Here is a 14,615-nt window from a genome sequence, read left to right on the forward strand (position 1 = left end):
GGCTTTCATTTAAGTCGTAAATTAACTTACTCATTCGTTACTCAACGATGTGAGAAAGTTACTTACCAATCGGTGTTAATACAATTTCAACACGACGATTCTGCGCACGGCCATCGGCAGTATTATTGCTCGCAATAGGGCTTTCTTCGCCCATACCGGTTGATGACACGCGTGAACCATTTACGTTTTGGCTCGTGATGTATTGAGCCACTTCACTGGCTCGCACTTGCGATAAGCGTAAGTTGTAAGAGTCAGAGCCTGAGCTGTCGGTATAACCAATCACGTTTAAGCGCGTGTCGTCATATTCTTTTGCCACAAGTACTACGCTGTTTAATACTGACTTAGCGCGTTCACTTAACACCGTTTGATCAACGGCAAATGTCACTTCGTTTGGCATGTTAAGGATAATGTTATCACCACTACGAGTCACGCTGACGCCAGTAGACTGTAACTGCTTACGCAATTTCGCTTCTTGTACGTCCATGTAATAACCAATACCACCGCCTACAGCAGCACCCGATGCAGCACCAATCAGTGCGCCTTTACCGCGATCTTTTTTGCTTGCAGAGGCCACACCAATGGCAGCGCCGCCAATAGCACCAATAATTGCGCCATTCGTTGCTTTAGCATTTTCAGACTCGCCGGTGTAAGGGTTAGGTAATTGACAACCTGACAGCAACAATGCTGTACCCACTAAAGAACTGCATAACAACGATGTGTTTAACTTAACTAACATACTCTCTCCTAAAGACCTTGCCCGGGGAAAAGATGAGATAAAAGGTTATCCCAAGCAAAGGTTGACGACTCATTTTTGATAATAATAAAAACTCTTGATGAAAACGAAAGATTGATGAAAACGAAAAATGGCTACATCATAAAGTTCAAGTTTACCTGATGCACAACCAATCATTACGTTATTTTTTGTTCATAAAACTGCGACGGAACCAGGCAAAAGCGCCGAGCAAGCTAAAACTTAACCATGACAATGCGCCAGCATGAACCTCTTCGATATAGACTTCTTCAACATACACCGCATCTCTGTCGCTACTTTCAAGTGGCAGGGCATACAATGCATCCACATCATCACTGCTAATCGTGGCAACAGGGTCGGCATAACCGAGCTCATAAAGATCGATTAACACGTCATAATGATCGGTTTGATAACCGTTCGCTAACGTCGTTAGCACTTCGTAATCGTCAAAGCTTGAATCGGCATTAAGGGTGAATACGTCAGTTGAGTAATAATGGATCCAAGGGCCACCATTTTGACTTAAATATAATTCTGCAAATACATCAGCTTGCACATCACCACCACTGCTGTTGATATCGGCATCAAAGGTCACGCTAAAGGTCTGATAAAAACCGTCGTAATCGTAATCTTCAAATAATCGCGACTGTGCGCCATAAAATGAAAAGTCATAATAAATCACCTGGTTTTGCTGAGCCAAGGCACGTTGCTGCTGACTGGCTTTAGTCGCTGCGGCTTTTTGATGTACCGCCATACGTTGTTCGCGGGTGACTTTAAGGCTGGTTTGCGCATTACCCGTTAATAACGTGGCTTGTTGATGTAGCTGCGCCACTCGTGTTTCTGCATTATTGTCAGTAGTGGCCGGAATCTCTAATTGCCTTGCCTGGCTTATCGCACCGCTCACTTGTTTTGTACTTATTTGGGCCGCTGGCACTTCAGCACTGTATACGCTGGCAGAACTCAATCCTAAGGCACATGCAACACATAAGCTTAATCCTAATTTAACCGTATTAAACGATGATGTAGTGTTGTTTATGTTATTTGAATGCTGGTTCATGGTGATTCCTCACAACCTTAAATGTTGCGGTCATTAAAACCCACCCAAAATGAACACAACCTGAACATTAGCAAATAGTTATCGCCATCTCGATATTCTGAGTGTCATTCAGTTAGTGTTCATCTGCATATCGGTATACTTGCCCAACAACACGTATTAACATCAACTGCTAGCGCAATTTTTTAAGTAGATGTTTCTATATAGAAAAGGATCTTTTACACTAAGAACAATGAGGTAAATAGGATTAACACTATGCAGCGTATGTTCAAGCTCAAGGCCATTCTTTTAGGCTTAATGTTAGTGATTTCATCACCCAGCTTTGCTGGCGCTTCGCTTGTTTTATCATTAAATTCTGCCGCCCCCTTTGCACTTGTACCTGGCCCTAAAGATAACCGTCAAGGCAATAACCTTGTGGTCAACAGTGCACAGCAAGCCATAAAAATTGCTAAGCGCAGCTATTCAGGCAAGGTGTTAAAAGTACAATCTAGCAGTGTAAATGGTCATCCTGGTTATCGCGTGAAACTCCTCACCAACGATGGCGTCATCTTTTATGTGTCTGTCGACGCCACGAATGGTTCAGTATCAAGGAACTAACTCATGAGATTATTACTGGTCGAAGATGACTTAGCCCTGCAAGCTAACATTAAGCAATACCTTATTGAGGCGCAGTACACGGTCGATGTCGCCTCAGATGGCGAAGAAGGATTATTCCAGGCCCAGGAATACCAGTACGATGTGGCGATTATTGATGTCGGATTACCCAAACTCGATGGACTGTCGCTCATTAGCCAATTGCGCGAGCAAAATATCAGTTACCCCATTATCATTTTAACTGCCCGTGATAGCTGGCAAGACAAAGTGATTGGCCTTGATGCCGGTGCGGATGACTATTTAAGTAAGCCGTTTCAGCTTGAAGAGTTAGTCGCAAGAATTAATGCTTTGATCCGCCGCTCAGCCGGTAAAGCCAGCCCTGTCATTCAAAATGGGCCTTTTAGTATTAATACTCGCAGCCTTGAAATTAAAATGCATCAGCAGGTGGTTAATTTAAGTGGTTCGGAATACAAGTTATTTGAATACCTTATGCTGCACCCTGGTTCGGTACATTCTAAAAGCAGTTTGATTGAACATATTTACGATCAAGATTTTGATCTCGACTCTAACGTTATTGAAGTGTTTATTCGTCGCTTGCGTAAAAAGCTCGACCCAGACAATCAATACCAGCTTATCGAAACACTGCGCGGCCAGGGTTATCGTTTACGCCAATTAGGGCAACATGAATAAGTTATTGGGCTCACTTAAAGTTCGCATTGTGGTCAGTGCATTACTGCTTATTTTAGTATTGCTGCCCATTATTGGCATTACCGTTAACAACGCCTTTGAAACCCAAATTAACGTGGCGGCAAAAAACCAGTTAAAAGCCTATGTTTATTCCGTATTAGCCATGGCCGAAGTGGAAAATGATGAATTACTTATGCCTGAGCACCTGCTCGAAAACCAATTCAATGTCATTGGCTCTGGTCTCTATGCACTGATCACCACCAAAGACAATCAATTACTGTGGACCTCAAATTCGTTTTTAGGCTTAAATACCCCCATTAACTTACCAAAGCCTGCAACGGGTCGAAACAGTTACGCCAGCATTCTCATTAACGATAAACCGCAATTGATCTACAGTTTCAGTGTCAGCTTTGCCACCAGCGAACAACCATTTACCATGACGCTGCACATCATTAAAAACCAACAAGAATACCAACAACAAATTAGCCAGTTTTCAAAAACATTGTGGACCTGGTTATTGATATTAATGGCGCTGTTATTTAGCGTGCAATTAAGTTGGTTATTATGGACCCTCAAACCCTTAGGCCAATTCAGTCAAGAACTCAGTGCAGTGGAACAAGGTAAGTCGATGCAGCTGAGTACTCAATATCCCATTGAACTGCAAAAAGTAGCAAAACAGCTCAATACCTTATTGCAAACAGAACAAAATCAGCGAAAACGTTACCGTAACGCCCTGGCCGATTTAGCCCACAGTTTAAAAACGCCTCTCGCCGTAATGCAAACTCAGGCGAATTTAAATGACGCTTCGCTAGAGCAAATTAATCGTATTAATCAAATTGTGGCGTATCAGTTAAAGCGAGCGCAAAGTGCTGCGGGAACGGGCTGGCATCTTGGGGTGAGTGTTGATGATATTGCCACTCGTTTGGTGCGTACCTTAAGTAAAATATACCAACATCAAGCGTTGAGCATTGATTATCAAGGTGATGCTGAAGCCCGCTTTAAAGGTGATGAGTCTGACTTAACTGAAATGCTCGGAAACGTATTAGACAATGCCTGCAAAGCAGCCAATAGCCATGTGTTATTGAGCGTTAAGCAATTAGCCAACAGCTTACTGATCAGTATTGAAGATGATGGTGCTGGAGTGCCTAAAGACAAGCAACAGCAAATATTTGAACGTGGTATGCGCGCCGACACTTACGAACAAGGTCACGGCATCGGCCTCGCTATTGTGCGCGACTTAGTTGACAGCTACCACGGCACATTAACGGTAGCTGAGTCGACGTCTTTAGGCGGTGCCAAATTTGAGTTCGAGTTTACCCATTAATAAAGTGCTGCAGCCTAGATAAAAATCATCGCACTCTTTTATTCCCTTTAGTTAACTTTCAGCTTATGTTCATCTTCAGCTCGCTATGATGAACATAACAGTCATCAATGACACTGGAGATAACATGAAAAAAGCCATTCAAACACCCGCTAAAGCGCTACTGGCGTTAGCTTTGGTTTGTATGCCATTAGCGAGTGTGCAAGCCGCGCAGCCAACTGAATCATATTCATACAATGCAGCTGATGATGTGGTGAGTGACGCTGAACTTGCGCAAATGCTCGCGCCTATTGCGCTATATCCAGACAGTTTACTCACCCATATTTTGATTGCCTCAACCTACCCGCTTGAGATTGTGCAAGCTAAGCGCTGGTTAGCCAATCAAGGTAATCGCGACACCAATCAAATTATGGCCGAAGTCGAGTCTCAAGATTGGGACCCAAGCGTTAAAGCGTTAGTGGCTTTTCCTAATGTACTCGAGCGTTTAAATAATGATTTGGTTTGGACGCAAAACCTTGGCGATGCCTTTTTACAAGACGAAGGCCGAATGCTCGATACCATCCAAGCATTAAGACAACAAGCAGATGAAGCCAATAACCTGGCAGATCTTGAACAGGTAAAGGTATCGCGTGTTGAACGCCGCATTATTATTGAGTCTGTGCGTCCTGAAATTGTCTATGTACCGTATTACGACAGCCGTATTGTGTATGGCAATTGGCGCTGGAACCGTTACCCACCGGTATATTGGCATGCGCCAGCCTACGTCAACTATCGCCCTAACCATCATGCCATTTTTTGGGACAGCGGTGTACGCATTAGCTTTAACTTTTTCTTCAGTGGTTTCCATTGGCATGACCGCCGTGTAATAGCCGTACCAGTACATAAAAACTACCGTTACTACACACCACGTAGAATAAGCTACAGCCATGGCGCACAACATTGGCAGCACAAACCTAAGCACCGTAAAGGTGTGGCTTATCGCAGCCAGGTGATCAGCAAACGCTATAACGGTCACTATGAAAAACGAAATAAGCCAGTGAGTTACTCGCACGAGCCAAAGCGTCAACTCGCTAATGAGCCGCGCCGTGTTACGTCGCGAAATGATTCAATTAAGGTGAGCGAGCAACGTAAGCACATTAACCAAAATGTGAAGCAAGACAAACGTAATGAGCACACTCGCGTGAAAAATGTGAGCCGTAATGAAGCTGCTGAACATAGAAGTACGCAGCTAAAACGTGAACTTAGCCAGCAACGTCAACCTACATCGCAGGTAAAATCGTTTGAACGTAAAAGTGAGCCAATGAAATCAACTTACAGCCGCGACAGAGAACCGGTGAGCCGCCAACGTGACGTAGTCAATACCAAGGCCAGAAATGAAGTTAAACCTGTGGCTAATGCTATTAACCAACCACGTGCTCAGCAAGTACAACAAGCACAGCGTAATGCTCGCGTTGAGCCTGTTCGTGAGCAGCGAACGCAAGCCGTGCAACAAGCGTCGCGAGCAATGAGTCAACAACGTGACAACTCAGCACGCCAATCGAGTCATTCACGAGACATTAAACCATCACGAGAAAGACAGTAATAAAACGAAAAAGATGAGTTGCTATAGGGCGCTCATCTTTTTTGTATTCAATGTTTCAATGACATTCAAAATGTAGGCTACACGATAATACTGACCTTGAGCCCGTGTGGCTCAACTTGAGTAAAATGTAACTCGCCGTGATGTAAACTAATAATATGCTGGCAAATGGATAAGCCAAGCCCTGCTCCTTGCGAGGTATTTTCATCCACGCGATAAAAGCGGTTTTTCGCTAAGCTGATTTCATCACTAGACATGCCACGTCCTTGATCGATTACCTCTATCAACGTTTGCACACCATGTGGAGTCGCTCGAATCGTAATTAACGACTCTACTGGGCTGTATTTACAAGCGTTCTCAATAATATTTTTTAATACTAATTCAAGATAAAATGGGTCTGCGTTAATGGTCATTCCGGCGGGAATATCAATATGCCATTCATAATCAGCTATGACATGTAATAACTGATTGACCACATTATCAATACTATTTTGCAGGTTACAGTCTGAACGATTAAGCGCTTCAATGGCATCAACTCGCGATAACAGCAGCAACTGCTCAACCGTATGATTTATCCTATTAACCCCTTCACCAATGGCATCAATGTAAGGCAATGTCATTTGCTGAACGTCTTGATGCTGAGCTGACAACACATCATTTAAGCCATCGCTGTGTAACTTAATAATCGCTAATGGGGTTTTGAGCTCGTGAGCGGCATCGGCACTAAATCGACGCTCACGCACTATGGTATCGGCAATACGCAACAAATAACTGTTAAGCGCTTTTTGCACAGACGCTAACTCCGTTGGTAATGTGAAGTTAATTGGCGTGAGATCTTGAGCAGGTCGCTTATCTAAATGACGCTCTAATAACTTAAGCGGTTTAAACAGAAAATAAATAAACAACAACATAAAAAACATCATTATTGGAGTGATAATCAATGGGGTTCGCCAGGTATTACTCACAATTAACGACACTAATTCCTGGCGCACATCATGCCGTTGTGCCGTAACAATCCACACTTGATGAGCCGCTGAAAAATAGCTATACACATGCCATAAATTGCCATTGATGTTGCGCGTATCATAACCTTGAGTGAACTGGGTTAACGTTTGCTCACCAGAACTGTCTGAATAGGCGAGTAATTGCCCGGTAGTCGACAAGAGTTGAAAAGACAATTTGTGTTCATAAGATAGGGATATCGGGTTGGCTTGTTCAGCAAAGGTTTCGATATTGGAATCATCAACATGAAATAATATAGGTCGTGTCACCAACTGGGTAAGCTGTTTTTCCGTGAGTTGATTAACATAAAACTGCTCAAGCATTTTTGCCGTTTGCACCATTTGCGCATCAAATAGCTCTTCAACTTCATGCATGGCATCGCGAGAACTTAATACACTCGAAAACGTTACTGTAAGTACAATGCCAAGTAGCATTAACACGCTGAATAATAATCGTAATGAGAACATAACATCCTTTAAAAATAGTCACGAAGGTTGACTAGTCACTTATGCACAATCGATAGTCGATAGTCGATAGTCGATAGTCGATAGTCGATAGTCGATAGTCGATAGTCGATAGTCGATAGTCGATAGTCGATAGTCGATAGCACCACCCTAAAGCGTCTCAGTCAAGATGTAGCCGATGCCCCGTACCGTTTTAATTAATTCAGTGGCCATTTTTTTCCGTAAATGATGTATGTGCACCTCAATCGAATTACTGCCGACCTCGTCCCAACCATAAGTTAATTGTTCGAGTTGACTGCGGGTTAATACACGCCCGGCTGATTGAGCAAACTCAAGTATTAACTGATACTCACGGCGTGACAATGACACTAATTCACCCCGAAAATGCACTTCACAACGAGTAAAATCTATGTCGAGTGCGCCGTAGCTAAATTGGTTATTGTCTAAACCATGTTGGCGCCGAATAATGGCTCGTAGTCGCGCAATTAATTCTCTAACATCAAAAGGTTTACTGAGGTAATCATCTGCACCAATATCTAAACAAGCCAAGCGAGTGTCAAAGTCAGTATTCGCTGTGAGCACGATAATCGGTAAAGAGACACCACTTCGGCGCCATTGTTTTAACAACTCGGCACCATCACCATCGGGTAAGCCTAAATCAAGAATAATCGCGCTAAAATCTTCGTTGTTGAGTGCAGCTTGCGCTTGCTTAAACGATGATAAATGATCAACTTGAATGCCTTCCTTAGCCAAACTCATTACCACGCCTTGGGCGAGTAATTTATTATCTTCAATCAGTAATACACGCATATTTTTTACCCTCTAAACACCTTAAAGTCGACACCTTGCTGTTGTAAAAAGGCTTCAGCCTCTGATCCTTTTAACATCGCCATGGTGGCTAACATTCCCGCCATCACACAATTAGGTGCAAGCACGGTGACAGACAAAGGCGCCTGCTCAATAGGATAACCCGTTGTGGGATTAATAATGTGGCCATAACGTTTTCCATCCACCTCAATATAACGGCGAGTCGTACCGCTGGTAGCTAGCGCACCTTGACGAATGGTTAAGAGTGCTGCGGCATTATCTAATTTTTGCGGGTTTTCAATTCCCACCTGCCAGCCATCGCTTTTGGTGATCGGACAGGCAATATCACCGCCAAAATTAACCAGCACTGAATAATTAGGCCAGCGCTGAGCAATCATTTGAGCCGCTTTGTCTACCGCATACTCTTTACCGATACCACCAAAATCGATACTCATCCCGACTGGCATATGAATATGGGTTTGCGTGATAGTGATATTGTTTAAGCCGACATGTTGTAAGGTTTGCTTAATATCATGTTGATGAGGGATTTTTTGCTGGCCATCAAAACGCCACAACACCATAAGTGGGCACGCACTGATATCAAATGCACCGTCACTCAATTGATAACATTGCTGGGCAAAATGCAATAAATGCAAGGTCTCTGCATCAACGGGGATCTCAGTACCGTGAGCATGATTTATCTGCCAAATGAGATTGTCTTCAATAAAACGGCTGAACTTTTGCTCAATCCGTTTAGCTTCCTGGTAAGCCATCTGTAGCATTTGCATGGCTACGCGCTCATCATTAACGGCCATCAGCACTTCACAAGGACTTGCCATTGCCTTAAATGAGCCTAAAAAACCCCATTTACGCGGCTGTAAGCTGATGTCACTGACTGTGTTAGTTTCAGAACGTGATAAATTGGCTGGCATAGCACTCTCTGTTGGCTGCATAACACTATCTTAATACCAATAGCCAGTAATTGATAATAGATTCAGTATCTTGAATATACTTCTATCTTAGATTGCCGTTACCAGTAAACAATGCCTTGCCTAAACACGTGTTAATTGTTGTTGAAATCGAGCATCTTCAAGTTGATTGGTTATAGACTTGACCATTATCACTCTTGCAATAATGGCCAAGTCTGTCAGCTTTGAGTTAAAGCATACTTAAAATGAATAACTCACTTGAGCAACAATCGCTTTTACTGATGGGAACAAATCATAGTTTTGTAACTGCCCCGGAATTTCAGTGCCGTTGTTTTCAGGATTTTGCTGATAATACTCAAGACGATAAGTCATCTCATGACCGCCAGATAAACGCTGCCCAAACTTAAGCCCAATGGTATAAGCTGTCATATCGCCAATGCGATAATCGGCGCTGGCATAGTCTGGTAGGGTATCGCCCATCATTAAGAAAGGTTGATAAAACTCAGCCGCTTGTTGTTGGTAATAACGTAAGTGTAACTGCCCATAAAAACTCGGACTAAAGTAATAGCGATAATGCGTTTCCAAGGTGTGCGAGGTAATGTCCCAATCATCGGTACTATAGCGATAAGAAAAATCAACCACGCCAGAATCTAATGCACCTTTTGTCATCACATACACGCTGTGCTTTAAACGTGAATCAGGTCTATTCTCGTAGCGATACCCTTGAGTAATCCCATTGCTATCGACTTCACTCAAAATTTTATACGGGTCGTTCATATAGCCAGACACACTAGACAGGCCATAGTTTGCTTGCATTAACCAATTGCGATTAAGAATTTGAGTGACACCCAACATGACATCCGATGTTTGCTTGGTATCATCGCCACTTAAACGAGTTTGATCAAACGCCGCTTGGTACTCTGCGTCACTGTTGTAGTTAGCCCGATAAACCATCTCACTAAAGGCAACAGGGCGGCCTCCTACAGGATCGACCACATCTTGTGTAAAAGCACCCGATAACGCCAGGGTGGTATTGTTTTTATTAAAGCTACGTTCAAGGCCAGCGTTTAATCCCATTGACAAGTAGTCAAACTCTTTTGAGCCATATACGCCGACGTTACCAGTCCAATCTTGATTAAACACTTCTTGCCAGTTAGCACTTAACTGCACTCGCGTATCGTGGAAAGTATCATCAAGTGGAGTATCACCTGCGCCAACGGTGTACTCGCCTTTACCAGATGGACGTGTAAACGTTTGGCTTTCACCTTGAGCCACAGCGCCCGATGCAGATGAGCCCGTTAAACTGTCGACTACCACTTTCATGTCTAGTAACGAGGTGTCACCAAACGCTTTTTGCACATTACCAATGGCCTCTACAGCTTGTACACGCTCTTGCTCGCCGTAATACATAATGGCAGCATCCACTTTCCAGTCATCATTAGCTGGTACAGTTTCGGCTGCATTGGCTTGGCCAATTAAACTACAACTTGCAATGGCTAAGGCGCTGGCAATGCTCTGTTTTGATGTTAGTTGCATCCACAACCTCCGCCCGCCAATGAACGACCACCGCTGGTACCTTCTTTACTGAAATAAATATGATCATCTAAAGATAAATCAAGTTTCTCGCTGTTTAATGCCATGTCTTTACGGGCAAATTGATCTTTTTCCCAAGGTTGAACACCTAAACTTGAGCATCCCACAAGACTGCTGGCAATGGCTAACGCCACGACCGTTTTGCAAAAGGGTTTAAACACGTTAGTCATGAGTTTACTCCTGTAATAATGTTTGGATTTCTTGCTCGTAGGCAGAAATGTTCTCTTCAAAAAAGCCCATATGCGTTTGCACTAATTCGCCTTGGCGATTAAACAAAAAGCTGCTGGGCATTCCTTGTAAATCAAATGCTTTGGCAACATCACCTTCAGGATTAAACGTCAGATTAAATGTGGCAGGTATTTTAGATAAAAACTCATGAGCTAATGCAGTGTCAACATCAAGGTTAATGGCCACAACCTCTAATCCCTGTTGCTGATATTTAGCTTGCATGGCATTCATCCAGGGGAATGACTTACGACACGGCCCACACCATGACGCCCAAAAATCGACGTATACCACTTTACCTGCATATTGCTGTAGGCTGACAGGTTTAGCTTTAGCATCTAACACAGTGTGATCTAATGAAGGAGCTGCAATTACCGCGGTACTGATACCAAGTGCAAGGCTCAGTAAAGTCGCGGTGATGTTTGAGGAGAGTGAAAATAACTTCTTTGGCATTATATTTTCGCCTAATGACTAGATGAATAACACACTAGATGACCAATCTTAAGGTTTACTTAAGCAATAAACTGCACTCACAAAAATAGCTCAAGACATTGTGTCGTGAGCTATTTAACCTCTCTAACCCTATTGTTGTAATCACCATGTTGGTCTTCTGCCATTTTGATTGTTTGTCACCACTTCAATCAGGCACATCGATGCAGCAATGGGAGAAGCAATGGGAGCAGACCATCACATCAGATTGATTAACCACCAATCATTTTAGAGACTAAACCTTTATCATGACTGGCTTCTGCCAGCAAAATACCTGCTAAATGCAAACTGATAAATGGGATAAAATACCACAATGCGAGTTTATGAATAGTTTCGACTTGTTGCTCTATGGCCTCTGGACCAAATTCAAGTAATAACCCAGTGCTCACTGACATGGCGACGCCGGCATAAAATAACCAATACACCCATGCTTGAAATTTTTGCTTCGTGGTCGCCTGAGCACTGAATGCCGATGGATAATGCAGGCCAAATTTAGCCATGTATGCAAAACGAGCAACAACAAATACGCTTACCGCATAGCCAAAGTAAATATGCCATTTAAACATCACACCACGGATCCCTTTTGCAATGCTAACGGCTTGCTTGTCGGTGATCAGCACATCAATTTTGGCTAAGCCCTGTGTAATCACCGCCGCCATATGATTTTTCTCCATCCACCCTAAGCGTAACAACACAGTGAGTAACATCACCATCATGGTCAAGGCTAATCCCCAATGCAACAGACGATGGAGTAACGGGAAATGAACTTGAGTACGCATATAAACCTCGATAGATTAAGATAACAACGCCATTATTACGTTATAACCTTAACAATCACTTACGGTTTATGGTTTTATACCAATTCTATTAAGTGCAATAAGATCTAATTGTGAGCGCAGCATAAAACGATTTATAAATAGGACTTTCTCATGACTGAGTTTTTTAAACGAACCCAAACGCTTGCATTATTCATTGCCGGCTTGGGTACCTCTTTGGGAGGGTTATATACATTAGCGCCGCAGTGGGCTTTAGCGCAGCTAAACCAATTACCGTATATTGTTAGCGACACGATATTTATCCAGCATTGGGGCTTTTTAGTATTGATGATGGGGTGCAGCTTTTTTATTGCGATATTTCGTAATCACTGGATTATCCCAGTGTTTTGGGTGGCGTTAATTGAAAAACTATTTTTTGTCAGTTTAGTTATAGGTTATTCAAGCCAACCTTTTACTAATGGCTTTTGGTTATCCATGGCAATGGACAGTGTTATCTGCCTGTATATTGCCGGCTACCTATTGAGCTGTAGACAATCGAAAACGAATACTCTCAAATAGCATCTACAGGTTCTTCACGGTCACATTTTTTACAGCTAAGCAGCATACCTAAATGTTGCTGACGGCCAAGATCGGTAGTGACCCATTCGCGGACAGTCCAGGGTGGGTCATGGCGCACATGTTGAAAATGGCCACATACTAACTGCGCAACCCAATGACACTCTTCATCTTGGTGATAACCCACTATTTGCTGCTGCATATACCTCTACCTTACGCTTTTAATATTTCAGCCACAAAAAAGCCTGAACAAGTCAGGCTTTTGTTATCTGTTAACGTTATTTTTTACGGTCACGAATATGTGTCATTGCACGCTTACGACGACGCTCTTGTCCTAAGGTTAACTTTTCAGTTCTGCCTTCAAACGGGTTAGAACCTTCATGGAAACGTAATTGGATTGGCGTACCAACCACTTTTAATGAACGACGGAAATAGTTCATCATATAACGCTTGTACGAGTCAGGCAGCTTGCTGACCTGGTTACCGTGTACCACAACAATCGGTGGGTTATAACCACCAGCGTGAGCATATTTCAGTTTAACACGACGACCATTAACCAATGGTGGCTGGTGATCATCTTGCGACATTTGCATAATACGCGTCAACATTGAAGTACTTACGCGGCGCGTGGCACTGTCGTAGGCTTCTTCGATTGACTCATACAAATGGCCAACACCGGTACCGTGTAATGCAGAAATAAAGTGAATACGGGCAAAATCGATAAAGCCTAAGCGGCGATCTAATTCACTTTTAACGCGATCTTTAATCTTTTGATCAATACCGTCCCACTTGTTTATCGCAATAACCAAAGCGCGACCCGCGTTTAAGGTAAAGCCTAATAAACCCAGATCTTGTTCTGCAATCCCTTCACGGGCATCGATAACTAATAGTACAACGTTAGCATCTTCAACCGCTTTCAAGGTTTTAATCACCGAGAACTTCTCGATAACTTCATGTACTTTGCTGCGACGACGAACACCAGCTGTATCAATCAATACGTATTCACGACCTTCACGCGACATAGGAATGTAAATACTGTCACGCGTGGTGCCTGGCTCGTCATAAACCACAACACGTTCTTCACCTAAAATACGGTTAATTAGCGTTGACTTACCCACGTTAGGCTTACCAATAATAGCAAGCTTAATCGGTAAATTCTGAAGACGAGTTTGCTCTGCTTCAGCTTCTTCTTCAGTATATTCACGCTCTACTTGCTCGCCTTCTTCGTCTAATTCACGAACAATGCCCATAGCCTCTGCATAAGGTGTTAGTGCGTAATCAATCATGTTGGTCACACCACGGCCTTGCGCAGCAGCCATTTGGTAGACTTCGCCTAGACCTAGAGACCAAAACTCAGCACAAGCAGAATCAGCATCAATACCATCAACTTTATTGGCAACAACAAAGGTCACTTTATCGCGACTACGTAAATGCTGAGCAATCGCTAAATCAGCAGCTGTCATACCAGCGCGCGCGTCTGTCATAAATAATACGACATCCGCTTCTTCAATCGCCGCTAATGACTGTTCAGCCATTTTTGTTTCGATCCCTTCTTCGGAGCCATCAATACCGCCGGTATCAACAACGATAAACTCGTACCCAGCTAAGAAAGCACGGCCGTATTTACGGTCACGTGTTAAGCCAGGAAAATCCGCTACTAACGCATCACGAGTACGTGTAAGACGATTAAATAATGTCGATTTACCGACGTTTGGTCGCCCCACAAGGGCCACTACAGGGATCATGATTTTGCCTCTAAAAAAACTTTTCAATAAAAAGCCCCCGGAACACT

16 protein-coding genes are annotated in these 14,615 nt (G+C 43.2%); 5 read left to right on the forward strand and 11 right to left on the reverse strand.

Translation table 11 applies throughout. The features are described from left to right. Nucleotides 1–58: 58 nt before the first annotated feature. Together AC19MX_RS02105 and AC19MX_RS02110 are read right to left on the reverse strand one after the other, a co-directional pair. Nucleotides 59–736: a YiaD family glycine zipper/OmpA-like lipoprotein gene (locus AC19MX_RS02105; RefSeq protein WP_432398887.1), complete on the reverse strand. Its 678-nt coding sequence runs from the start codon at nucleotides 734–736 to the stop codon at nucleotides 59–61. Nucleotides 737–914: 178 nt separating this feature from the next. After that, a complete protein-coding gene (locus tag AC19MX_RS02110; RefSeq protein ID WP_498296445.1) occupies nucleotides 915–1,805 on the reverse strand; it encodes a choice-of-anchor H family protein in 891 nt (296 codons plus the stop codon). 252 nt (nucleotides 1,806–2,057) lie between these two features. Here AC19MX_RS02110 and AC19MX_RS02115 point away from each other — a divergent pair, with 252 nt between their 5' ends. From AC19MX_RS02115 to AC19MX_RS02130, 4 genes are all read left to right on the forward strand, one after another. Continuing rightward, entirely contained in the window at nucleotides 2,058–2,399 is a 342-nt protein-coding gene (locus AC19MX_RS02115; protein WP_432398889.1) for a PepSY domain-containing protein, read from the forward strand. 3 nt (nucleotides 2,400–2,402) lie between these two features. Then, on the forward strand, nucleotides 2,403–3,086 hold the full coding sequence (locus AC19MX_RS02120; protein ID WP_160053762.1) for a response regulator transcription factor: 684 nt from the start codon (nucleotides 2,403–2,405) through the stop codon (nucleotides 3,084–3,086). Then, nucleotides 3,079–4,407, forward strand: a complete 1,329-nt coding sequence (locus AC19MX_RS02125; protein ID WP_432398890.1) for an ATP-binding protein — start codon at nucleotides 3,079–3,081, stop codon at nucleotides 4,405–4,407. Before AC19MX_RS02120 ends, AC19MX_RS02125 begins: the two co-directional genes overlap by 8 nt. A 124-nt stretch (nucleotides 4,408–4,531) precedes the next feature. Next, the gene (locus tag AC19MX_RS02130) at nucleotides 4,532–5,986 is read left to right on the forward strand and encodes a DUF3300 domain-containing protein (RefSeq protein ID WP_432398891.1); all 1,455 of its coding nucleotides are present in this window, start codon (nucleotides 4,532–4,534) and stop codon (nucleotides 5,984–5,986) included. A 77-nt stretch (nucleotides 5,987–6,063) separates the two neighbouring features. Here AC19MX_RS02130 and AC19MX_RS02135 read toward each other — a convergent pair whose 3' ends face one another. The 7 genes from AC19MX_RS02135 to AC19MX_RS02165 form a co-directional block, all read right to left on the reverse strand. Next, entirely contained in the window at nucleotides 6,064–7,452 is a 1,389-nt protein-coding gene (locus AC19MX_RS02135; protein ID WP_432398892.1) for an ATP-binding protein, read from the reverse strand. 147 nt (nucleotides 7,453–7,599) lie between these two features. Continuing rightward, a complete protein-coding gene (locus AC19MX_RS02140) occupies nucleotides 7,600–8,259 on the reverse strand; it encodes a response regulator (protein WP_432398894.1) in 660 nt (219 codons plus the stop codon). 5 nt (nucleotides 8,260–8,264) lie between these two features. Continuing rightward, nucleotides 8,265–9,188, reverse strand: coding sequence for an FAD:protein FMN transferase (locus AC19MX_RS02145; protein ID WP_432399201.1), 924 nt, complete (start codon nucleotides 9,186–9,188; stop codon nucleotides 8,265–8,267). A gap of 237 nt (nucleotides 9,189–9,425) precedes the next feature. Further along, entirely contained in the window at nucleotides 9,426–10,721 is a 1,296-nt protein-coding gene (locus AC19MX_RS02150) for a DUF3570 domain-containing protein (RefSeq protein WP_432398895.1), read from the reverse strand. Continuing rightward, nucleotides 10,712–10,948, reverse strand: a complete 237-nt coding sequence (locus AC19MX_RS02155; protein ID WP_160053756.1) for a DUF4266 domain-containing protein — start codon at nucleotides 10,946–10,948, stop codon at nucleotides 10,712–10,714. Before AC19MX_RS02155 ends, AC19MX_RS02150 begins: the two co-directional genes overlap by 10 nt. Nucleotides 10,949–10,952: 4 nt before the next feature. Next, nucleotides 10,953–11,456, reverse strand: a complete 504-nt coding sequence (locus AC19MX_RS02160) for a TlpA family protein disulfide reductase (protein ID WP_432398896.1) — start codon at nucleotides 11,454–11,456, stop codon at nucleotides 10,953–10,955. Nucleotides 11,457–11,704: 248 nt separating this feature from the next. Further along, nucleotides 11,705–12,271: a cytochrome b/b6 domain-containing protein gene (locus tag AC19MX_RS02165; protein WP_432398897.1), complete on the reverse strand. Its 567-nt coding sequence runs from the start codon at nucleotides 12,269–12,271 to the stop codon at nucleotides 11,705–11,707. A gap of 150 nt (nucleotides 12,272–12,421) precedes the next feature. Between AC19MX_RS02165 and AC19MX_RS02170 the strand changes: the two genes are divergently transcribed. Beyond that, complete coding sequence (locus AC19MX_RS02170) at nucleotides 12,422–12,826, forward strand: hypothetical protein (RefSeq protein WP_432398898.1); 405 nt, start codon at nucleotides 12,422–12,424, stop codon at nucleotides 12,824–12,826. Here the strand turns inward: AC19MX_RS02170 and AC19MX_RS02175 are convergent. Together AC19MX_RS02175 and der are read right to left on the reverse strand one after the other, a co-directional pair. Next, nucleotides 12,819–13,025 carry a DUF3565 domain-containing protein gene (locus tag AC19MX_RS02175; protein ID WP_432398899.1) on the reverse strand — a complete coding sequence of 69 codons (207 nt, stop codon included), beginning with the start codon at nucleotides 13,023–13,025 and terminating at the stop codon, nucleotides 12,819–12,821. The two genes, AC19MX_RS02170 and AC19MX_RS02175, sit on opposite strands and share 8 nt — an antisense overlap. 76 nt (nucleotides 13,026–13,101) lie before the next feature. Beyond that, the gene (gene der, locus AC19MX_RS02180) at nucleotides 13,102–14,568 is read right to left on the reverse strand and encodes a ribosome biogenesis GTPase Der (RefSeq protein WP_432398901.1); all 1,467 of its coding nucleotides are present in this window, start codon (nucleotides 14,566–14,568) and stop codon (nucleotides 13,102–13,104) included. Between the last annotated feature and the right edge of the window lie 47 nt (nucleotides 14,569–14,615).

The organism is Shewanella sp. MF05956 (genome assembly GCF_059758055.1).